The sequence below is a fragment of the Pseudomonas migulae genome (genome assembly GCF_024169315.1).
Lineage (GTDB): Bacteria > Pseudomonadota > Gammaproteobacteria > Pseudomonadales > Pseudomonadaceae > Aquipseudomonas > Aquipseudomonas migulae_B.
This window is the reverse complement of sequence record NZ_JALJWR010000001.1, coordinates 3,847,639-3,866,902: the sequence shown is the minus strand read 5'-3', so window position 1 is coordinate 3,866,902 and position 19,264 is coordinate 3,847,639. Positions and strand designations below refer to the sequence as shown.

The following is a 19,264-nucleotide window of genomic DNA, read 5'->3' as shown; positions in this document are numbered from 1 at the left end:
GCCTGATTCGCAGTCATCTAGGTTAAGGGCAATCACTTCTGTGAATTTGCGACGGGTTGGTTTGAACCCTGCGGTTTATAGAACAGGGCTATTAAATCGATAGCCTGCTTATTTTTCAGGGATGGTCTAACCTCACATCAGACGTCTGAAACAAGGGGGATATTCCATGCTCGCGCAACTTCCACCGGCCTTACAGAATCTGCAGCTACCGTTACGCCTGCGACTCTGGGACGGCCACGAGTTTAATCTGGGGCCGACGCCCAGTGTCACGATTGTGGTCAAGGACCCACAAATGGTTACCCAGTTCACTCATCCAAGCCTGGACGCGCTCGGAGCGGCGTTTGTCGAGGGCAAGCTCGAGCTCGAAGGCTCCATCAGCGACGTGATCCGCGTCTGCGATGAATGGAGCCAGGCGTTGCTGGGGGACCTGGACAGCCAGCCCGTGCGCACCGTCCACGACAAGGAAACCGACGCCAAGGCGATTTCCTATCACTACGACCTTTCCAACGCGTTTTATCAGCTGTGGCTCGACAGTGACATGGCGTATTCCTGCGCCTATTTCGAGACCGGCAGTGAAACGCTGGAACAGGCCCAGCAAGCCAAATTCCGTCATCTGTGTCGTAAGTTGCGCCTGCAACCCGGCGAATATCTGCTGGATGTCGGTTGCGGTTGGGGCGGATTGGCGCGTTATGCGGCCCGGGAGTTTGGCGCGAAAGTGTTCGGGATCACGCTCAGCAAAGAGCAACTGGCGCTGGCTCGGGAACGGGTGACCGCTGAAGGCCTGGACGATCAGGTTGAACTGCAACTGCTCGATTACCGCGATCTGCCTCAGGACGGGCGCTTCGACAAGGTGGTGAGTGTCGGCATGTTCGAACACGTCGGCCACGCGAATCTGGCCGAGTACTGCAAGACCTTGTTCGGCGCGGTGAAAGAGGGCGGTCTGGTGATGAACCACGGGATCACCGCCAAGCACACCGACGGCCGTCCGGTGGGGCGCGGTGCCGGGGATTTCATCGAGAAGTACGTGTTCCCCAATGGCGAGCTGCCGCACCTGTCGATGATTTCTGCCGAGATCAGCGAAGCAGGGCTGGAGATCGTCGATGTCGAGAGCCTGCGCCTGCATTACGCGCGCACCCTCGATCACTGGAGCGAACGTCTGGAGGACAACCTGGAAGCCGCCGGCAAGCTCGTGCCTGAGCAGGCGTTGCGCATCTGGCGGCTGTACCTGGCGGGATGTGCTTATGCGTTCGCCAAGGGCTGGATCAACCTGCACCAGATCCTCGCGGTGAAAGCGCACCCCGATGGCAGCCATGAACTGCCTTGGACCCGCGACGACATCTACAACCCTTAAAGTATCGGAGAAATAAGCCGGGCGATCCGCATGCCGACCTGTTGCAGGCGGTGGGTCTCCCGGCTTTCTTCTTTGGCGACTTCATGGGCCTGCGTGAAATCGGCGTTGAGCATCTGTTCCACTTCGCCGGCGAACACGCTGTCGACCGTCAGCAACATCACTTCGAAATTCAGCCGGAACGAACGGTTGTCCAGATTGGCGCTGCCGATGGCGCTGATTTCGCTGTCGATCAACACCACTTTCTGATGCAGGAAACCGGGTTCGTAGCGGAACACCCGCACGCCGGCGCGTACCGCTTCGAAGGCGTACAGGCTGGAGGCGGCATAGACGATTCGATGGTCGGGCCGCGACGGCAGCAGAATGCGCACATCGACACCCCGCAGCACTGCCAGCCGTAACGCCGCGAACACCGCTTCGTCAGGGATGAAATAGGGGCTGGTGATCCACACTCGTTCCGTGGCCGCGTGGATGGCTTCGACAAAGAATAGTGAACAGGTTTCGTAGGAATCGGCTGGGCCGCTGGCAAGCAATTGGCAGAGCACACCGTCTTCCGGATACACGTCCGGCAGTATCAACGGCGGCAACGACCGCGCCGCCCAGAACCAGTCTTCGGCGAAAGACTCCTGCATGCAGGCCACCACCGGCCCGCGCACGCGAACGTGGGTATCGCGCCACGGTGCCAGAGGGGGTTTCTCGCCCATGTATTCGTCGCCGACGTTGTGGCCGCCGACGAAGCCGAGCACACCGTCGACCACGACGATCTTGCGGTGGTTACGAAAGTTGACCTGGAAGCGATTGAGCCAGCCGCTACGCGTCGCGAATGCTTTGACCTCGACACCGGCATCGCGCAACGGTTGCACGTAACTGTGGGGCAGGGAGTGGCTGCCGATGCGGTCGTACAGCAGGAATACGGCGACGCCTTCCGCGGCTTTTTTCAACAGCAGGGTTTGCAGGCGCTGGCCGAGACGGTCGTCGTGGATGATAAAGAACTGGATCAGCACGGCTTCTTTGGCGTGGCTGATGGCTTCGAAAATCGCCTCGAAAGTGGCCGGGCCATTGATCAGCAGGCGGACCTCATTGTTTGCCAGGCACGGCATGCGTCCCAGCTTCGGCATTGCCCTCAATGAGGCGTAAGCGTTGGAGGCGCGTGCGGTCAGGGCTTCTTCGACCCACGGCCGCCAGTTCAGCTCGGAGATGGCCTTGCGCATTTCCTCGTTGGCCTGCCGCCGCGCCTTGATATAACCATCGAACGTACTGCGGCCGAAGACCAGGTACGGGATAAGCGTGAGGTAGGGAATGAACAGCAACGACAGGGCCCAGGCGATCGAGCCCTGGGCGGTCCGAACGGTCAATACGGCATGGATGGCGGCGATCAGCCCTAGCGAGTGCAACAGTGCGATCAGATAACCGAAAACATGCGGTCCAAAATAATCCATGGGGGCAGCCTTGCTCCTGAAGATTCAATGCTTAACAGACCATGTTCCGTGCAGAATGTCGCTATTTAATTGGCCCATGAACCGAAGCCTGTGGCCGACGTCTAACGGCCACTACTGATCAGGAGTTACACGATGAACGTTCGTCTGCTGGGTTTGGCCGTGGCTTTTGGTTTGGCTCTTCCTGTGGCCGCTCAGGCACAGATGCTGCAACCTGGCTTGTGGGAATTGACCTCGAGCAACATGAAGGTCGATGACCAGAACCTGCCGGATCTGCAATTGATCCTCGGTCAGATTCAGAGTCAGATCACCCCTGAACAGCGGGCGCAGCTGGAGAAGCAGGGCATCACGATGGGCGGCAAGGGGATTCGCGCCTGCCTGACGCCGGAGCAAGTGAAGAACGACAATATCCCGCTGACGGATCCGCAATCGGGTTGCAAACAGGAAATCACCGAGCGCACCGGCAACCAGTGGAAATTCCGCTTCAGCTGCCCGAAAGCGCAAGGGGCGGGTGTGGCAACGTTCTTGAGTGATCGCGAATTCACCACCAAGGTGAACGGCACATTCAACGCTACCGGCATTCAGCAGAAGGGTAGCCTTGATACTCGCGCGGTCTGGTTGGGGCAGGATTGCGGGACTGTTAAGCCAAGAGCCTAAAAGCTTCGCGGGCAAGCCTCGCTCCTACAGGATTACATCGTCTCTGTAGGAGCGAGGCTTGCCCGCGAAGGCGTCCATTCAGACGCCCGCAATCCCTATTGACCTCAGCCAATTACAAACCGCATCAACCGCCATCCGGCCAAAATCCTCCCCGGTGCGACTGCGCACACTGACAAACCCGCCTTCTTTTTCTTTCTCCCCGATCACCACCAGATACGGCACTTGCTGACTGTGCTCGCGAATCTTGTGGCGGACTTTCTCGTTTCGCAGATCGGCGCGAGCGCGTACACCGCTTCGGCGTAATGCTTCAGTCACCGACTGTGCGTATTCCGCCTGACGATCATCCATGCTGACGATCATCACGTGCGGCGGTGCCCGCCAGTTATCCAGCTCTTCCTGGCAAGACCAGCAGGTGCCGTAGATCCGCTGTGGTGAAGTGCCGCTGATGTGATCAAGCGCGAAGGCCTGCAACACTCGGGTAGCGGGAACATGCGGACCCGTCGACACACACTCGAAGTCCCCCAAAAGGTAAGACGACAACTGTCCTGCAGGCGCCGTTGGCCTGCGGCGGCGAATCGAATGATTGGTAGTCGCCAGAGTCTTCATGCGGGCTTCGATGGCGGCAAGGTCGACCAGGTCCAAATGACGCTCTAACTCGAACTCATGGAAGAAGCCATCACCCAACGCCGATCCCGCCTGCAAATGTGCTTTTGGATAAAGCTGCTTCACCGCCATCGCCAACACCAGCGCGCAGGACCGGCGAAGAATCTCCAGCCCGTCTGGCTCTTGCGGCGTGACGATGCTGACCCGGGCGTCCGCCTCGATCATGAATTCACAATCCACCAGAACGCCGTCAACCCGCCCCGCGACAGCCGCCTTGGCCAGCCCGGGACCGATGCTCGCGGCGAATTCATACACCGACAACGGCTGGTCGTATTCTCGCAATGAACCATCGCTCAGGCTGATGTGAATCATGTGGGTGCTCTCGAGTGCTAGCGCATAAACCGTAGAGGTAAACCCTGGCAGTTGTCATTAAGACATTTGTCGCGCCATGCGATTTGTCCGGACACCAGCGTGGTGCTGACGCTGTGGCGAAAGCGGCGTCGGGCAAAAGGCGTCCAGCCGCATTGAGACAGGATCGGCTGCTGGGAGACGGCAACGCCGTCGGGCTCGGGTTTGATCAGCACCAGGTCTGCCCAATAACCTTCGCGCAAATAGCCACGGTCGGGAAGAGCAAACAGATCAGCGACACGGTGGCTGGTCTTGGCCACGAGTACAGTGATCGGCAACACGTCGTCTGCCACCAACTCCAGCAACGCGGGGAGGGCGTGTTGCACCAGCGGCAGACCGGACGGCGCCTGACTGTAGGCACGTTGCTTTTCGGCCCAGGTGTGCGGCGCATGATCACTGCCGATGACGTCCAGTCGATCGCTCAGCAAGGCGTTGCGAAGGGCATCACGGTCAGCCTGAGTCTTGATCGCCGGGTTGCATTTGATCTGGTTGCCGAGGTCCGCGTAATCGCGATCATCGAAGAGCAAGTGGTGCAGGCAGACCTCGGCGCTGATGTGTTTCTGCGACAGCGGTTTGTCTTCGAACAATGCCAGTTCCCGTGCGGTGGTCAGGTGCAGAACGTGAAGTCGCGTGCCGTGACGCCTGGCCAGGTCCACCGCCATTGAGGACGAGCGAAAGCAGGCCTCGGCATTGCGGATGACCGGGTGTGCGGCGGCGCCAATGTGTTCGCCAAACAGTTCTCGCATGTTCGCGGCGTTGGCGTCGATGCTGGGCGTGTGTTCACAGTGGGCCAGCAGAATCGTCGGCACCTCGGCGAATAGCCGCTCGAGAACCCTTGGATCGTCCACCAGCATGTTGCCCGTGGACGCGCCCATGAACACTTTTACGCCGGCCACTTCGCAGGGATTGAGTGCGGCGACCGTGTCGAGATTGTCGTTGCTCACGCCGAAGTGAAAGCCGTAGTTGGCCACTGAATTGATTGCCGCTCGACGCTTCTTTTCGGCGAGCGTGGCGAGATTCAATGTCGCCGGATTTGTGTTGGGCATGTCCATGAAACTGGTGATGCCGCCGGCCACCGCAGCTCGGGATTCGGTGTAGAAACTGCCCTTGTCGGGCGCGCCGGGATCGCGGAAGTGCACCTGATCGTCGATCATGCCGGGCAACAGCCACTGGCCGTCAGCATCGATTTCCACGGCCGCATTTTCGCCTTCAATGCTGCGGGCGATTTTCACGATGCGGCCATGGCTGACCAGCAGATCACCGTCGAATTCACGACCTTCATTTACCAGCCGGGCGTTACGAATCAGGACGCTGCTCATGGTCAGAACTCGTTTTGCAGGGCTTTGTAGCCACGCACCAGATCGACGTTGGTGCGAGCCACGTCCTCGGAAAATTCCGAGGCGCTGACGCTGACCGGCGGGAACTGCGACAGGTCGGTGTTGGGCCCGATACGGGTGGTGGAGGGCACGTAGAAATCCGTGGGCAAGTCGCGACCGTCGACCACCGAGTTGTGCCGCACCACGCAGCCGTCACCGACTGCGCAGTTGAACAGCACGCTGTTGAAGCCGATGAACACCCGGTCGCCGACCGTGCACGGACCATGAACGATGGAACGGTGGGCGATCGAACTGAACTCGCCGATGGTCACCGCTGCGCCGGACTTGGAGTGAATCACCACGCCATCCTGGATGTTCGAATTAGCGCCGATGGTGATTGGCTCCATCGCGCCGGAAGCATCCACTTCATCGGCGCGGATCACGGCGTAGGGGCCGACGAAAACGTTCTCGCCGATCACCACTTTCCCGCAGATGATCGCGGTTTTATCCACGTACGCAGACTCGGCAATCAGCGGCAAATCGCCTGAAGGGTTCTTGCGGATCATGGTTTGCTCAGCGCCTCGTACAGGGTGTTGAGGTTGTGTTCGAACAGACCGGTGAAGGTGCTGGCCGGACCGCTTGCGGCGAGCGCATCCGAGTACAAGGTGCCGCCAACGTGCGCGCCGCTTTCATCGGCGATCTGCTTGAGCAGACGGGCGTCCTTGATGTTTTCCATGAACACCGCCTTGACCTTGGCCTGGCGAATCTGGGTAATCAGCGCAGCGACTTCGGCGGCCGACGGCTCGCGCTCGGTGGACAGACCTTGTGGCGCCATGAAGTCGATGCCATAGGCCTGACCGAGATAACCGAAGGCATCATGGGACGTCACGATCTTGCGGTTGCCCGGCGGCAGCGAACCGAGCCTGGCTTTGGCTTCAGCGAGCAGCGCGTAGATCTGTTTCAGGTAGGCCTGGCTGTTGCGTTCGTAGTCGGTTTTGTTCGCCGGGTCGGCGGCAATCAGCGCCTTGGTGATGTTGCCGATGTACAGCTCGGTGTTTGCCAGATTGTGCCAGGCGTGAGGGTCGGGAACGGTCTCGCCGTCTTCATCCAGCGAGCGGGGGATGACGCCGCGACTCGCGCTGATGACCGTAGCTTTGGTCTCGGTGCTGGTCACCAGGCGGTCCAGCCATGGCTCGAAACCCAGGCCGTTTTTGATGATCAGTCTGGCTTTGAGCAAGGCCTTGGCGTCGTCCGGTGTCGGCTCGTACGTGTGGGCATCGGCGTCGGGGCCGACCATGTTGGTGATCTGGATGTGCTCGCCGCCGACTTGATGGGTCATGTCGGCGAGGATGCTGAAGCTGGTGACCACCTGCAGTTTTTCTGCCGCGGACAGCGACATCGACAGCATCAAACTGAACAGCACGAGTAAAGCGCGCATCGGGCAACACCTCATTGGGATGTGAGCAAAGGCGGGCGGCGCAGCAAACCGTGCACCGGTCCGAACACCACGGACAGCAGATAGAGACCGCCAGCAACCAGCACGATGGCCGGGCCGCTGGGCAGTGAGTAGTAGAACGACAGCAATAATCCCAGCCACACCGAGAGGCAGCCGAGCACGGCGGCGATGCCCATCAACACGGGCAAGCGACGGCTCCAGAAGCGCGATGCGGCGGCGGGCAACATCATCAGGCCGACGACCATCAGCGCACCGATGGCTTGGAAACCGATCACCAGATTCAGCACCACCAGCATCAGAAACACGCCGTGGGCCAAGGGGCCAAGTCGGCTGACGGTTTGCAGAAAGAGGGGGTCGAGGGTGTCCAGGAGCAGCGGCTTGTAGATGAGCGCCATGGCGATAAGGCTGAATCCAGAAACCCACAGCATGCCGGTCAACGTGGGGCCGTCGACCGCTAGCGCCGAGCCAAAAAGCAGGTGCAGTAAGTCCAGGCGCTTGCCGGCGATGCCGAGGATCAGCACACCGCTGGCGAGAGAGATGGGGTAGATCGCGGCGAGGCTCGCGTCTTCTCGCAGGCCGGTGCGGCGGGTGATCCACGCGGCGAGCCCGGCCATGCTCAGGCCTGCGCCGAGGCCGCCGAATGTCAACGCAGGCAGACTCAATCCTGCGAACCAGAAGCCAAGCGCGGCGCCGGGAAGGATACCGTGAGCGACCGCGTCGCCGATCAGGCTCATGCGCCGCAGGATCAGAAACACCCCGAGTGGTGCCGTGCTGCATGCCAACACCAATCCACCGAGCAGTGCCCGACGCATGAACACGAACTCGTTGAAGGGTTGCCAAAGGTGAGTGGCAGCGAGCATCAGGCGACCTGCGTTTGCGGTTGTTGGCGAATCAGATTGGTGCTTGGGCCGAGGACGCAGCCGCTGCTTTTGATCAACAGCGTTTGAGGAATGTGTTGGCGAACGGCGGCCAGGTCGTGACACACGACCACCAGGGTTCGGCCTTCGGCGTGCCAGGCGTGGAGGTGTTTCCACAGCAGTGACTGACCGAGTTCATCGAGGGCGGCGTGAGGTTCGTCTAGTAACAGCAGGGGCGCTTCAGCGAGGCTTAAACGAGCGAGCAGGGCGCGCTGCAATTCACCGCCGGAGAGGGCCATCAACGGGCGCTGTTCCAGACCGGTCAGGCACCATTTTTCCAGCGCGGCTTTGAGACGATGGCTTCGGACTTCGGGTGATTGTTTGCTGCCCCAGAAACCGGCGGCCACCAACTCTTGCAGACTGATCGGGAATTGCCGGTCGAGGTGTTGTTGCTGAGGAAGAAACGAGAGTGAACCTTTGCGTGGAACCTCAAGGATCACTTTACCGGCCAGCGGTTTTTGCAGGCCGGCGATGACTTTAAGCAGGCTGCTTTTTCCCGAACCGTTGGCACCAATTACGGCGGTCAGACTGCCCTTGGGTAATTCGAAATCCACCGGCGGCGTGAGCGGTTGTCCGGGTGCTCCCCAGCGCAAAGCCTCGCAGCGAATCATGCGGCCTCCCAGTTCCATCGACTTTCGGCGACGGCGTCGTGGGCGTGCAGGCTTTCTGCGTGGACGACTTTCAGGTGAAAGGCATTGATGCCGGGAGAGCGTTTCAACGCCAGATTCAAGCGTCGAGCGGCGTCTTCGCAGAACATCAGGTTCTGCCCATTGGCCAGGGCGAAGGCCTGTTCGTCGGCGCGCTTTACGGCGGTTTGTACGGCGGTGCCGAGGGCTGCTTCGGCATCGTTGATCAGCGCAATCAGTGGCAGGTCATCCAGATAGTCATCGAGACGCAGCTTTAATCGCGCGTTGCTGCGCTGACTATGAGGCGTCGCAACGATGCCTTTTGTGGAGCCAAGCCATGCCAACACATCAGCGTGCTGCAGTGACCTGTTGGCGAAGTCATCGACAAATTGCTGTTGAATCAACTGCCGTGACAGTGCGGCTGAACAGGGGCAGGTTGAGGAATAAGGAATGTCGATTTTTAGTTCCACGTGGAACATCGCGTTTTTCAAACGCGCTTCGATGCTAACAGGATAGGTTTTCCAGCCAGACAGTGGACTGATGAGTGCCGGCCGTTTGAGCAGTAAGTCAGCGTGAATGATCAGGTAAGCGCTGTGGGACAGACCTTCGTGCGTATCAAGAAATCGCTGCAAGACTCGCCGTAACAGAGCTGGCGTCAGGTTTTCCTGCTCGAGCATTTCCAGCGTCAGGTATAGCCGCGACATATGAATACCCCGCGCGTCTCCATCGTCGAGGCTTACGCCCGCGTCGGCCTTCGCACTCAATCGTTGGCCATCGAACAAAACTGGAAGAGCAATGCCGCACATGCCCACCCATTCAAGTGGCAGGGCTTGGCGTGAGGCCTGCGCGGCGATATCCGGCAGAGTCAGCGCATTCATGAGCAGGTCCATCGTGGAAGTTGGACCTGCATGTTATGTTATTACATTAAAATCGACTACGCCTTTTTCATGAACGGATTTTTACCCTGCGCAGATATCAGCATCCGGTGATCCTGCTGCAGGTGAATGTGGCACGGCTGCCTCCTGAGCTGGAAAAGCGATTGAGGGTGGTCCAGCCAATCCGACGGTTATAGCCGACCCAGGCTTCACCGTCGGAAGCGATACCGGTGAAAAACGTCAGCTGCCCGTAGCGACTGTTGGTCTGCGCCCAATAGCGCTTACCCGCCCGTTCGAAGCCCCGCAGATAGATCGTGTTGCCGACGGTGTTGACGCTGTAGGCATTGCCGTCGGCGTCCATGCAGGCCAACAGGTTGGCGCTTCGCGTGCAGGTGGCCAAGCTCGGGATCTGCGCCCAGGCGTTTACGGCGAGCAGCAGCGAAACGCTCATCAGCGCTGATTTCAGGGCAGTGCGCATGGGATTTTCACGGACCGAATGGGCATCAGCATCGTGCTCTTTATCATCACGGGCAAGAGGATTGTGGTTTGATTGCATTGTTATACTATAACATGAAATTAAGCCCGACACTGTGACCGGGCATCCCCGTGAGGAATTCCTGATGCCACATCGTCTCCCCGTGACCGTCCTGTCGGGCTTTCTCGGCGCCGGCAAAAGCACGCTGCTCAACTATGTGTTGCGTAACCGCGAAAACCTGCGAGTCGCGGTGATCGTCAACGATATGAGCGAGATCAACATCGATGGCAGCGAAGTTCAGCGTGACGTCACACTGAACCGAGCCGAAGAAAAACTCGTGGAAATGAGCAACGGCTGCATCTGCTGCACCCTGCGCGAAGACCTGCTCGAAGAAGTCAGCAAACTCGCCAGGGACGGTCGCTTCGATTACTTGCTGATCGAATCCACCGGCATCTCCGAACCATTGCCCGTGGCGGAAACCTTTACCTTCCGGGATGAGGAAGGGCAAAGCCTGGCCGACATCGCGCGGCTCGATACCATGGTCACCGTGGTCGACGGCATGAATTTCCTGCTCGACTATCAGGCCGCCGAAAGCCTCGCTTCTCGTGGCGAAACCCTCGGTGAGGAAGACGAACGTTCGATCACTGATTTGTTGATCGAGCAGATCGAATTCGCTGACGTGATCCTGATCAGCAAGATCGACTTGATCAGCAGCCGCGAGCGACAGGAGCTGATCGCGATCCTTGAACGATTGAACTCGCAAGCCGACATCATCCCGATGGTCATGGGTGAAATCCCCCTGCAGAAAATCCTCAATACCGGTCGTTTCGACTTCGAAAAAGCGGCGCAGGCACCAGGTTGGTTGCAGGAACTGCGCGGCGAACACGTACCGGAAACCGAGGAGTACGGCATCGCTTCCACGGCCTATCGAGCACGCAGACCCTTCCACCCGCAGCGCTTTTTCAGCTTCATCGACCGGCCTTGGGTGAACGGCAAACTGCTGCGCTCCAAAGGGTTTTTCTGGCTGGCGAGCAAGCCGATGGATGCGGGCAGTTGGTCTCAGGCGGGTGGTTTGATGCGCCATGGTTTTGCCGGTCGCTGGTGGCGTTTCGTGCCGAAAACCCAATGGCCGCAGGACGAAGAAAGCACCGCCGCGATCATGCAAAACTGGACCGCCACCACCGGTGATTGCCGCCAGGAACTGGTGTTCATCGGGCAGAACATCGACTTCACCCAACTCACCGCAGCGCTGGACGATTGCCTGCTGACTGATGATGAAATGGCATCTGGCGTCGAGGGTTGGCGATTGCTGCCTGACCCGTTCGGCCCCTGGCATGAAGAGGAAGCGGCGTGATGTTGGCACCGACTTTGAAGCTTCGGCCAGTCATTTCCCAGGTTCAGGACGAGACGCCGCAAGCGCTTACCCGGATTCTCGATGACGGCGTGAACCTCGCCATCTGGCAGCGCCAACTCCCGGCCCACATTGTTGATTTTGGCCGCCTGCTGCTGTCCTTGAACGAGCCTTTGGCTGAGTCGATATCGCTGGAAATCGCTAACGAAGACACCGAACCCAACCTCCGCGGACTGGCCTCGGGTTTCAGCGATCTAGAGGGCTATGAAGGTTTCATCGCCGATGTTTCCTGGCTGGTCAGCGCCTTCGCCTGCCTGCTGGGTGCCAAGCGCATTGGCTTGCGTTTGCGGGTTCTGGATAAAGCCATGTGCCCGCGCTTTCACGTCGATCATGTACCGGTGCGCTTGATTACTACGTATGCCGGTGTTGGCAGTCAGTGGCTCAAAGAAGGGGGGATGGATCGCCGCCAGTTGAGCCAACCCGAGGCGGAACCCACGGAGAGTTCGCTGATCCAGCAAATCGACAGCGGCGCCGTCGCCTTGCTCAAGGGCGAGAAATGGCACGGCAACGAAGGTTTTGGCCTGATTCACCGCTCGCCGCCGCTCGGGCCGGGCGAGCGCCGTTTGATCCTGACCCTCGATTGGCTGGGTTAGCGGATCAAGGCTTGAGCCAGTTGCCCTGGCTCTGGCCTTCGCAAAACGGCTTCAGGTACGCCGCGTCGGTGGCCACGCCGTAATAGTGAATATCCTGCCGGTAAGGCATATTGGCGACTTGAGCGTTGCTGCACACGCCGAATGCGCCACCGGGGCATTGGTCGACGTATTGCACGTCGACTTTCTGGCCAGGAAGGTTCGGCTGACAGAAGCCATCGGCGAAGAGTTTTTCCGGGATGTTTCGGTTCTGCTGACAGACTTTCACGTCCAGTCGCTCAGCCGTGCTATGTACCACACACGCCTGGGCCAGCGCTTCGCCGCAAACCAACGCCAAGAGCAACGTCAAGCCAATCAACCGCATCCTTTACCTCCTCAGAAAACACCGACCATGTTGCAGAACATTCCCACTCACGTCATTGCTGGCCCATTGGGCGCAGGCAAGACCAGTTTGATCAAGCACCTGCTGGCCCAGCGGCCGGCGAATGAGCGTTGGGCGGTGCTGATCAACGAGTTCGGCCAGATCGGTATCGACGCGGCGCTGCTGACCCGAGACGCCGATGGTATCGCACTGGGTGAGGTGGCCGGGGGCTGCTTGTGTTGTGTCAATGGTGCGCCGTTTCAGATCGGCCTCGGGCGTTTGCTGCGCAAGGCACGGCCGGATCGGTTGTTTATCGAGCCGTCAGGGCTCGGCCATCCCGCGCAGTTGCTCAAGCAGCTGAATGAAGCGCCTTGGGTCGGCGTACTGGCGGTTCAGCCCTGCGTGTTGGTGCTGGATGCCCAGGCGCTCGCCGCTGGCAAATCGCTGCCGGCAACCCAGCAAGAGGCGTTGAACAGCGCAGGTTTGTTGCTGTTGAACAAGTCTGAAAATCTCGAGGCGGGTGATCGGCAGCGAGTCGTCGCGCAGTTGCCATCACGTCCTTTGTACTGGACGCAGCAAGCCATTCTTCCGTTGAAAGAGTTACCTGGTCTTGAGGTGCAGGCTGTGGCGGGTGTGGATAACTTCATTGCACCCAAAGGAGCGGCGCAGTTGCCAGCCGTCTGGACCGATCCCGCGTTGCCGATTTGCCTGAGCCAGGAACAGGACGACGGCTGGAGCATCGGCTGGCGCTGGCATCCGAGCCAGATGTTCGATTCAGCGCGTGTTGGCCGGTGGCTTGAACGCCTTGCCTGGCGGCGAGCGAAGCTGGTTATTCACAGCGTCGAGGGTTGGGTTTCGGCGAATGCACTGGATAACTCGGCATTGGAGTGGCAGCCCAGCGAATGGCGCCGCGATTCGCGGATCGAGCTGATTTTTACTGAGCCGCAGGATATTGAGTCGCTGCAAAGAGGTTTGGCCGACTGTCGGACGAACTAAAGCTCAAAAGATCGCAGCCTGCGATCTTTTGATTTATGGGCGCCATTTGGTGTGTTCTTGCCGCCACTGACTAAGCTCAATCACTTCTGCCCGTGGCTTGGTCACGTCGACCACCGGAGGCGTGTCATCGAAGGGCATCGGGTAGGGGGCCAGTTCGATCTGCGCGCTGTGGGCGCCGAACTGGGTGATGGTGCCGTTGTGGCGGGTTTCGCCGGTCACCGTGAATTCGAAGTTATACACACGGGCCAGACGTCGCCGACCATTGGCATCCTTGAGGAATGCAATTTTTTTCAACGCCACGTTGCCGTCCAGCAACTCGACCCCGAGCTTGCCGCAATGCTGCTTGACCCGTTCCAGCGCGCGCTCGCGCAAGCCATGGTTGTGCCACAGCCACGCGCCAGCGGTGGCGAGCAGCATCAGCACGAAGATATTTCCGAGGGTCAGCATCAACAGGGTGCTCCAACAAGATAGTGCCAGCTTAACTGTGTCGCCGGTCTGTCGTACAGGCTGCGTTTAGTCGCATACTGCGCGGCTCGAATTTCAATCGTTTTACGGAACTCACCGCATGAAACGTACGCCCCATCTGCTCGCCATTCAGTCCCACGTGGTGTTCGGCCACGCTGGCAACAGCGCCGCGGTTTTCCCGATGCAGCGGGTCGGGGTGAACGTCTGGCCGCTCAATACCGTGCAGTTCTCCAACCACACCCAATACGGGCAGTGGACGGGCGAGGTGCTGTCGCCACACCAGATTCCCGAACTGGTCGAAGGCATTGCAGCGATTGGCGAGTTGGGTAATTGCGATGCCATTTTGTCCGGTTACCTCGGCAGTGCAGCCCAGGGCCGGGCGATTCTGACGGGTGTGGCGCAGATCAAGGCGATGAATCCAAAGGCGCTGTACCTGTGCGACCCGGTGATGGGCCATCCGGAAAAGGGTTGCAGCGTGCCGGCGGAAGTCAGCGATTTCCTGCTGGAAGAAGCGGCTGCCGTGGCGGATTTCATGTGCCCGAACCAGTTGGAACTGGACAGCTTCTCAGGGCGCAAGCCGCAGTCGCTGTTCGATTGTCTGGCCATGGCGCGAGCATTGCTGGCGCGGGGCCCGAAAGCGGTGCTGGTCAAGCACCTGGCCTATCCCGGCAAGCCGGAGGATGTGTTTGAGATGTTGCTGGTGACGAGTGAAGGCAGCTGGCACCTGCGACGTCCAATGCTGGCGTTTCCGCGTCAGCCAGTGGGCGTTGGCGACCTGACCTCCGGGCTGTTTCTGGCGCGTGTACTGCTGGGTGACAGCCTGGTGGCGGCATTCGAATTCGCGGCGTCGGCAGTGCACGAGGTGCTGCTGGAAACCCAGGCGTGCGCCAGCTATGAGCTGGAGTTGGTGCGGGCACAGGACCGGATTGCGCATCCGCGGGTGCGGTTTGAGGCGACGGCGATCAGTCTTTGAGTTCGGCGTTGAATCCATTCGCGAGCAAGCCCGCTCCCACACTGGATCTCTCGTGAACAAATTTTGTGTACGACGGAGATCAAATGTGGGAGCGGGCTTGCTCGCGAAAGCTATCTAAAGACCACCATAAAACTGTCTGGCCAGCTCAGGCGTCGCCCTTGATCTCCTGATAACGCTTTTCCAGTTCCTGCCGAATCTGACGACGCTGCTGGGCCTGCATGAAGCGGCGTTTGTCCTCACTGTTCTGCGGTTGCAAAGGCGGGACGGCAGCCGGTTTGCGATCGTCGTCTACCGCCACCATGGTGAAGAAACAGCTGTTGGTGTGACGCACCGAGCGCTCGCGGATGTTTTCGGTCACCACCTTGATGCCCACCTCCATGGAGGTGTTGCCGGTGTAATTGACCGACGCCAGAAAGGTCACCAGTTCGCCGACATGAATCGGCTCGCGAAAAATCACCTGATCCACCGACAGGGTCACCACGTAGCGGCCGGCATATCGGCTTGCGCAGGCATAGGCGACTTCGTCGAGATACTTGAGCAATGTGCCGCCGTGGACATTGCCAGAGAAGTTGGCCATGTCGGGGGTCATCAATACCGTCATCGACAGCTGGGCGTTTCCGGGTTCCATAGCGTTCTCACGGTTCAAGGCAGGTTTCGGAGGAGTGCACCTCTGCGGGTGCCTGATCGGTTTTTTTCAAACCACAGTTATCGGGACGCCGGGTGGGTGGTCGCCGTCACGCCGGATCGATCTGTTTCCATATATTGCACCGCCTTTCTGCTGGAAGTCGCGGTGTTACCCTTCAAAAGCCCACCACTAAGGGCAATTCCTACGCGGAAAGCGGAATTTTCACTCTGCTCGCTCAGACCTTTCCCGCGTCTGGCGCGTGAGCAATGTCACCCAAGGAGCCCACACCATGCATGCCATCAGTTTTATTCAGGATCTGGCAGTGATCATGTTGGTCGCAGGTGTGGTGACGGTGCTGTTTCATCGCTTCAAACAACCCGTGGTCCTTGGCTATATCGTCGCCGGTTTCATCATCGGTCCGCACACGCCGCCGTTCGGCCTTATCCACGACGAAGAAACGATCAAGACCCTTGCCGAGCTCGGGGTGATTTTCCTGATGTTCTGCCTGGGCCTGGAGTTCAGCCTGCGCAAACTGTTCAAGGTCGGCGCCACAGCGTTTATTGCGGCGTTCCTGGAAATCGTGCTGATGATCTGGATCGGCTACGAAATCGGTAGCTGGTTCGGCTGGAACACCATGGACTCGCTGTTCCTCGGCGCGATCCTCGCAATCTCCTCGACCACCATCATCGTCAAGGCACTCAACGACCTGAAGATGAAGAACGAGCGCTTTGCGCAGCTGATCTTCGGTGTGCTGATCGTCGAGGACATCCTCGGCATCGGCATCATCGCCTTGCTATCGAGCATCGCGGTCAGCGGCACGGTCAGTTCCGGCGAAGTGTTTTCCACGGTCGGCAAGCTGTCGTTGTTCATGATCGTCGCGCTGGTCATCGGAATTTTGCTGGTGCCGCGGCTGCTGGCCTACGTGGCCAAATTCGAAAGCAACGAAATGCTGTTGATCACTGTGCTGGGCCTGTGTTTCGGCTTCTGTCTGTTGGTGGTCAAGCTCGAATACAGCATGGTGCTTGGCGCGTTCCTGATCGGCGCGATCATGGCGGAATCCCGGCAGTTGCTGAAGATTGAACGCTTGATCGAGCCGGTTCGTGATCTGTTCAGCGCGATCTTCTTCGTTGCCATCGGGCTGATGCTCGATCCGATGATTTTGCTGCAGTATGCGTGGCCGATCGCGGTAATAACCGTGGCGGTCGTACTCGGCAAGATATTGTCCTGCGGTCTCGGCGCCTTTATCGCCGGCAATGACGGACGCACCTCCCTGCGCGTGGGGATGGGGCTTTCGCAGATTGGCGAATTCTCTTTCATCATCGCGGCGTTGGGCATGACCCTGCAGGTCACCAGCAATTTCCTCTATCCGGTCGCCGTGGCGGTGTCGGTGATTACCACGCTGCTGACGCCCTATCTGATCCGCGCTGCTGACCCGCTGTCGATCAAACTGGCTGCCGTGATGCCGCAGAGGGTGGGGCGCGTGCTGGGGATGTATGGCGAGTGGCTGCGCAGCATCCAGCCTCAGGGCGAAGGCGCGCTACTGGCGTCGATGATCCGGCGGATTCTGTTGCAGGTGGGAGTCAATCTGGCGCTGGTGATTGCGATCTTCTTCTCGGGGGCTTACTTCGCCGAGCGGATGTCCGCTTACCTGCAAGACTGGATCAGCGACCCGAGTTGGCAGAAAGCGTTGATCTGGGGCGGGGCGTTGCTGTTGTCGCTGCCGTTCCTGATCGCGGCCTATCGCAAGCTCAAGGCGCTGTCGATGCTGTTGGCGGAGATGGGCGTGAAACCGGAGGTGGCCGGCCGCCACACGCAGCGAGTACGCCGGGTGATCGCCGAAGTGATCCCGATCCTTTCGCTGCTGGTGATCTTCCTGCTGTTGGCAGCCTTGTCGGCCAGTATTCTGCCGACCAACAAGTTGCTGGTGCTGATTGTCGTGGTCGCGGCCGCCGTGGCAGCGCTGCTCTGGCGCTGGTTCATCCGCGTGCACACGCGGATGCAGGTGGCCTTGCTGGAAACCCTGGACAACCACAAGGAATCGTCCGGGCATTGACCACGCGGCGCGTCAGACGGCTCAGCTTTCCAGCCAGACGTCCCGTGCCCAGTGCCATACCGATTCCCAGGTTTCTTCGGCGATCAGTTCTTCCTCGGCCTGCCACAGCACCACGGTGCCGTCTTCTTCGACCAGGTAGTAATCGTCACCGTCCTGGCAGATCGGGATCATGCTGCGATCAACGCCGGCATCCCAGGCGTTGGCGGCAACGTCCGGCAGGTAGGTGTGGGATTGCGGATCGGTGACAGTTACTGGCTCCAGGCTGCCGTAGACCACGTCGCTGACGGTCAGCAAAAATTCTCTGAAGACAAACGGGATGTCGATGAACAGTTGTTCTTCGATTTCGACCAGCAGGTCTTCGTCGGGCAACTCCAAGGGGACCGGTACCGGTTCGTTGGCTTCACGCAGTTGTTCGATGATTTCTTCCACGTCCGGGATCCTCTTGCTTGATGGCGCGGTTTAGTTGGGGCGGTTTATACAGTAGCTCGCTATAGATGCAACCGCGAAATAGAAAACCCCGGCCGAGGCCGGGGTTTTGTTGCGACACATTTAACGCGGGTCGGTTCAACCGTTCTGGCGGATACCAGCGACCAGCCAAGGCTGGTTTTCGCCCTGCGGACGTTCCATGTTCCAGCTTTCGCTGAACACTTCGCCCTGGTCGAAACGCGAAGTCTTCGACACGCCGCTGAAGGTCAGGGTGGCGATGGTCTTGTCGGCACGATCATCGACGCCGTCCAGTTGAACATTGAGGTTATCAATGTAGGTGGACTGGAAACCTTCGCCCAGGTCGGCACGTTCGCGCTTGAGGAACTCGAGCAGTTGCGGGGTCACGAACTCGGAGATCTTGTCCATTTCGTTGGCGTCCCAGTGTTGCTGCAGGGACTGGAAGTGGTTGCGGGCCGCTTCAATGAAGTTCTTTTCATTGAACCAGGCTGGCGCATTGATCACCGGACGAGCGGCAACCGGTGCGGCCGAACCGCCGAAGATCGAACCCATGGCTGCAGGCTTCTGCTCGAACACTTCACGCTGCATCGGCGCGCCGGCGGGTGCCAGGTGCTCCTGCTGCTTGCGACGACGAGCGGCGATGAAACGGAAGACCAGGAAGGCGATGACCGCCATGATCAGGATGTCGAAGATCTGCATGCCCTGGAAGCCGCCGCCCATGAACATGGAGGCCAACAAGCCACCGGCAGCGATGCCGGCCAGAGGGCCGAGCCAGCGCGAAGCACCGCCGGCCTTGGCGGCAGCGCCAGCGGCACCGGCCGCGCCCGCAGTGGCAGCAGCGCCACCTGCAGCAGAAGAAGGAGCCATTTGGCTGGTCTGGTGAGTCGGCGCAGCGCCGGAGCTCTTGCCGCCACCAAAGCGCTTGGCGTTGGCGTCGAGGCTCATCGTCAGGCCGATGCACAACGCCATGGCGATGCTAAGAAAACGTTTCATAAAGGGAATTCCCATTTGTGGAAGGCACGCGCGCCATGTTGCACAGCTGAAGTGTTACTGGCTAGCGGCAGAGTGTTTCGGGCTTTTGCCTGACAGGTTGCGTTCAGCTTCAGTCAGCGCAATAAGGCCTGTTAAGTTTGGTCTGTAGGACGAGTGGATAAGTTCGGTAGGAAAGATATTCATCGACAGCGCGCAGTCAAACTGTGGGAGCGGGCTTGCTCGCGAATGCGGTGCGT

The 19,264-nt window shown here is 59.5% G+C and carries 21 protein-coding genes; 7 read left to right on the top strand and 14 right to left on the bottom strand.

Annotated features, from left to right (window positions below; genetic code table 11):
* Nucleotides 1-166: 166 nt before the first annotated feature.
* On the top strand, nucleotides 167-1,351 hold the full coding sequence (gene cfaB, locus J2Y86_RS17780) for a C17 cyclopropane fatty acid synthase CfaB (protein WP_253434100.1): 1,185 nt from the start codon (nucleotides 167-169) through the stop codon (nucleotides 1,349-1,351).
* On the opposite strand, the gene cls is transcribed toward cfaB, so the two are convergent.
* Nucleotides 1,348-2,787: a cardiolipin synthase gene (gene cls, locus J2Y86_RS17775; RefSeq protein ID WP_253434097.1), complete on the bottom strand. Its 1,440-nt coding sequence runs from the start codon at nucleotides 2,785-2,787 to the stop codon at nucleotides 1,348-1,350. The two genes, cfaB and cls, sit on opposite strands and share 4 nt — an antisense overlap.
* 132 nt (nucleotides 2,788-2,919) lie before the next feature.
* Between cls and J2Y86_RS17770 the strand changes: the two genes are divergently transcribed.
* A complete protein-coding gene (locus J2Y86_RS17770; RefSeq protein WP_253434093.1) occupies nucleotides 2,920-3,441 on the top strand; it encodes a DUF3617 domain-containing protein in 522 nt (173 codons plus the stop codon).
* A gap of 78 nt (nucleotides 3,442-3,519) precedes the next feature.
* Here J2Y86_RS17770 and J2Y86_RS17765 read toward each other — a convergent pair whose 3' ends face one another.
* The 8 genes from J2Y86_RS17765 to J2Y86_RS17730 all read right to left on the bottom strand — a co-directional run bounded on the left by J2Y86_RS17765 (nucleotide 3,520) and on the right by J2Y86_RS17730 (nucleotide 10,120).
* Nucleotides 3,520-4,416 (bottom strand): His/Gly/Thr/Pro-type tRNA ligase C-terminal domain-containing protein, encoded by an 897-nt coding sequence (locus J2Y86_RS17765; RefSeq protein WP_253434090.1) that lies wholly within the window; start codon nucleotides 4,414-4,416, stop codon nucleotides 3,520-3,522.
* Between the two features lie 17 nt (nucleotides 4,417-4,433).
* Nucleotides 4,434-5,771 (bottom strand): dihydroorotase, encoded by a 1,338-nt coding sequence (locus tag J2Y86_RS17760; protein ID WP_253434087.1) that lies wholly within the window; start codon nucleotides 5,769-5,771, stop codon nucleotides 4,434-4,436.
* 2 nt (nucleotides 5,772-5,773) lie between these two features.
* Nucleotides 5,774-6,334, bottom strand: coding sequence for a DapH/DapD/GlmU-related protein (locus J2Y86_RS17755; RefSeq protein WP_253434084.1), 561 nt, complete (start codon nucleotides 6,332-6,334; stop codon nucleotides 5,774-5,776).
* Nucleotides 6,331-7,206 (bottom strand): metal ABC transporter substrate-binding protein, encoded by an 876-nt coding sequence (locus J2Y86_RS17750; protein ID WP_253434080.1) that lies wholly within the window; start codon nucleotides 7,204-7,206, stop codon nucleotides 6,331-6,333. Before J2Y86_RS17750 ends, J2Y86_RS17755 begins: the two co-directional genes overlap by 4 nt.
* A gap of 11 nt (nucleotides 7,207-7,217) precedes the next feature.
* The gene (locus tag J2Y86_RS17745) at nucleotides 7,218-8,084 is read right to left on the bottom strand and encodes a metal ABC transporter permease (protein WP_253434077.1); all 867 of its coding nucleotides are present in this window, start codon (nucleotides 8,082-8,084) and stop codon (nucleotides 7,218-7,220) included.
* Nucleotides 8,084-8,752 (bottom strand): metal ABC transporter ATP-binding protein, encoded by a 669-nt coding sequence (locus J2Y86_RS17740; RefSeq protein WP_253434074.1) that lies wholly within the window; start codon nucleotides 8,750-8,752, stop codon nucleotides 8,084-8,086. Before J2Y86_RS17740 ends, J2Y86_RS17745 begins: the two co-directional genes overlap by 1 nt.
* The gene (gene folE2 / locus J2Y86_RS17735; protein ID WP_253434070.1) at nucleotides 8,749-9,645 is read right to left on the bottom strand and encodes a GTP cyclohydrolase FolE2; all 897 of its coding nucleotides are present in this window, start codon (nucleotides 9,643-9,645) and stop codon (nucleotides 8,749-8,751) included. Before folE2 ends, J2Y86_RS17740 begins: the two co-directional genes overlap by 4 nt.
* 97 nt (nucleotides 9,646-9,742) lie before the next feature.
* A complete protein-coding gene (locus J2Y86_RS17730; protein WP_253434067.1) occupies nucleotides 9,743-10,120 on the bottom strand; it encodes a glutamine synthetase in 378 nt (125 codons plus the stop codon).
* Between the two features lie 142 nt (nucleotides 10,121-10,262).
* Here J2Y86_RS17730 and zigA point away from each other — a divergent pair, with 142 nt between their 5' ends.
* Both zigA and J2Y86_RS17720 read left to right on the top strand, forming a co-directional pair.
* Nucleotides 10,263-11,471, top strand: coding sequence for a zinc metallochaperone GTPase ZigA (gene zigA, locus J2Y86_RS17725; protein WP_253434064.1), 1,209 nt, complete (start codon nucleotides 10,263-10,265; stop codon nucleotides 11,469-11,471).
* Entirely contained in the window at nucleotides 11,471-12,121 is a 651-nt protein-coding gene (locus tag J2Y86_RS17720; RefSeq protein ID WP_253434061.1) for a DUF1826 domain-containing protein, read from the top strand. Before zigA ends, J2Y86_RS17720 begins: the two co-directional genes overlap by 1 nt.
* Before the next feature lie 4 nt (nucleotides 12,122-12,125).
* Here J2Y86_RS17720 and J2Y86_RS17715 read toward each other — a convergent pair whose 3' ends face one another.
* Nucleotides 12,126-12,482, bottom strand: a complete 357-nt coding sequence (locus J2Y86_RS17715) for an NADH:ubiquinone oxidoreductase (RefSeq protein ID WP_253434042.1) — start codon at nucleotides 12,480-12,482, stop codon at nucleotides 12,126-12,128.
* 27 nt (nucleotides 12,483-12,509) lie between these two features.
* Between J2Y86_RS17715 and J2Y86_RS17710 the strand changes: the two genes are divergently transcribed.
* Nucleotides 12,510-13,475 (top strand): CobW family GTP-binding protein, encoded by a 966-nt coding sequence (locus tag J2Y86_RS17710; protein WP_253434039.1) that lies wholly within the window; start codon nucleotides 12,510-12,512, stop codon nucleotides 13,473-13,475.
* A gap of 33 nt (nucleotides 13,476-13,508) precedes the next feature.
* On the opposite strand, the gene J2Y86_RS17705 is transcribed toward J2Y86_RS17710, so the two are convergent.
* A complete protein-coding gene (locus J2Y86_RS17705) occupies nucleotides 13,509-13,922 on the bottom strand; it encodes a DUF3301 domain-containing protein (protein ID WP_253434035.1) in 414 nt (137 codons plus the stop codon).
* Nucleotides 13,923-14,040: 118 nt separating this feature from the next.
* On the opposite strand from J2Y86_RS17705, the gene pdxY reads away from it, so the two are divergent.
* Nucleotides 14,041-14,913 (top strand): pyridoxal kinase PdxY, encoded by an 873-nt coding sequence (gene pdxY / locus J2Y86_RS17700; RefSeq protein WP_253434032.1) that lies wholly within the window; start codon nucleotides 14,041-14,043, stop codon nucleotides 14,911-14,913.
* 145 nt (nucleotides 14,914-15,058) lie between these two features.
* Here pdxY and J2Y86_RS17695 read toward each other — a convergent pair whose 3' ends face one another.
* A complete protein-coding gene (locus J2Y86_RS17695) occupies nucleotides 15,059-15,541 on the bottom strand; it encodes an acyl-CoA thioesterase (protein WP_010465381.1) in 483 nt (160 codons plus the stop codon).
* Between the two features lie 286 nt (nucleotides 15,542-15,827).
* Here J2Y86_RS17695 and J2Y86_RS17690 point away from each other — a divergent pair, with 286 nt between their 5' ends.
* On the top strand, nucleotides 15,828-17,591 hold the full coding sequence (locus tag J2Y86_RS17690; protein ID WP_253434028.1) for a cation:proton antiporter: 1,764 nt from the start codon (nucleotides 15,828-15,830) through the stop codon (nucleotides 17,589-17,591).
* Nucleotides 17,592-17,612: 21 nt separating this feature from the next.
* Here the strand turns inward: J2Y86_RS17690 and J2Y86_RS17685 are convergent, their stop codons facing one another.
* Nucleotides 17,613-18,020 (bottom strand): SMI1/KNR4 family protein, encoded by a 408-nt coding sequence (locus tag J2Y86_RS17685; protein WP_077430996.1) that lies wholly within the window; start codon nucleotides 18,018-18,020, stop codon nucleotides 17,613-17,615.
* A gap of 135 nt (nucleotides 18,021-18,155) precedes the next feature.
* Nucleotides 18,156-19,028 carry a Tim44 domain-containing protein gene (locus J2Y86_RS17680; protein WP_253434024.1) on the bottom strand — a complete coding sequence of 291 codons (873 nt, stop codon included), beginning with the start codon at nucleotides 19,026-19,028 and terminating at the stop codon, nucleotides 18,156-18,158.
* Nucleotides 19,029-19,264: the final 236 nt, after the last annotated feature.

Bases quoted from the DNA above. Each gene is read 5' to 3' on its own strand.
- cfaB (WP_253434100.1), top strand. From the start codon at position 167: ATGCTCGCGCAACTTCCACCGGCCTTACAGAATCTGCAGCTACCGTTA.
- cls (WP_253434097.1), bottom strand. From the start codon at position 2,787: ATGGATTATTTTGGACCGCATGTTTTCGGTTATCTGATCGCACTGTTG.
- J2Y86_RS17770 (WP_253434093.1), top strand. From the start codon at position 2,920: ATGAACGTTCGTCTGCTGGGTTTGGCCGTGGCTTTTGGTTTGGCTCTT.
- J2Y86_RS17765 (WP_253434090.1), bottom strand. From the start codon at position 4,416: ATGATTCACATCAGCCTGAGCGATGGTTCATTGCGAGAATACGACCAG.
- J2Y86_RS17760 (WP_253434087.1), bottom strand. From the start codon at position 5,771: ATGAGCAGCGTCCTGATTCGTAACGCCCGGCTGGTAAATGAAGGTCGT.
- J2Y86_RS17755 (WP_253434084.1), bottom strand. From the start codon at position 6,334: ATGATCCGCAAGAACCCTTCAGGCGATTTGCCGCTGATTGCCGAGTCT.
- J2Y86_RS17750 (WP_253434080.1), bottom strand. From the start codon at position 7,206: ATGCGCGCTTTACTCGTGCTGTTCAGTTTGATGCTGTCGATGTCGCTG.
- J2Y86_RS17745 (WP_253434077.1), bottom strand. From the start codon at position 8,084: ATGCTCGCTGCCACTCACCTTTGGCAACCCTTCAACGAGTTCGTGTTC.
- J2Y86_RS17740 (WP_253434074.1), bottom strand. From the start codon at position 8,752: ATGATTCGCTGCGAGGCTTTGCGCTGGGGAGCACCCGGACAACCGCTC.
- folE2 (WP_253434070.1), bottom strand. From the start codon at position 9,645: ATGAATGCGCTGACTCTGCCGGATATCGCCGCGCAGGCCTCACGCCAA.
- J2Y86_RS17730 (WP_253434067.1), bottom strand. From the start codon at position 10,120: ATGCGCACTGCCCTGAAATCAGCGCTGATGAGCGTTTCGCTGCTGCTC.
- zigA (WP_253434064.1), top strand. From the start codon at position 10,263: ATGCCACATCGTCTCCCCGTGACCGTCCTGTCGGGCTTTCTCGGCGCC.
- J2Y86_RS17720 (WP_253434061.1), top strand. From the start codon at position 11,471: ATGTTGGCACCGACTTTGAAGCTTCGGCCAGTCATTTCCCAGGTTCAG.
- J2Y86_RS17715 (WP_253434042.1), bottom strand. From the start codon at position 12,482: ATGCGGTTGATTGGCTTGACGTTGCTCTTGGCGTTGGTTTGCGGCGAA.
- J2Y86_RS17710 (WP_253434039.1), top strand. From the start codon at position 12,510: ATGTTGCAGAACATTCCCACTCACGTCATTGCTGGCCCATTGGGCGCA.
- J2Y86_RS17705 (WP_253434035.1), bottom strand. From the start codon at position 13,922: ATGCTGACCCTCGGAAATATCTTCGTGCTGATGCTGCTCGCCACCGCT.
- pdxY (WP_253434032.1), top strand. From the start codon at position 14,041: ATGAAACGTACGCCCCATCTGCTCGCCATTCAGTCCCACGTGGTGTTC.
- J2Y86_RS17695 (WP_010465381.1), bottom strand. From the start codon at position 15,541: ATGGAACCCGGAAACGCCCAGCTGTCGATGACGGTATTGATGACCCCC.
- J2Y86_RS17690 (WP_253434028.1), top strand. From the start codon at position 15,828: ATGCATGCCATCAGTTTTATTCAGGATCTGGCAGTGATCATGTTGGTC.
- J2Y86_RS17680 (WP_253434024.1), bottom strand. From the start codon at position 19,028: ATGAAACGTTTTCTTAGCATCGCCATGGCGTTGTGCATCGGCCTGACG.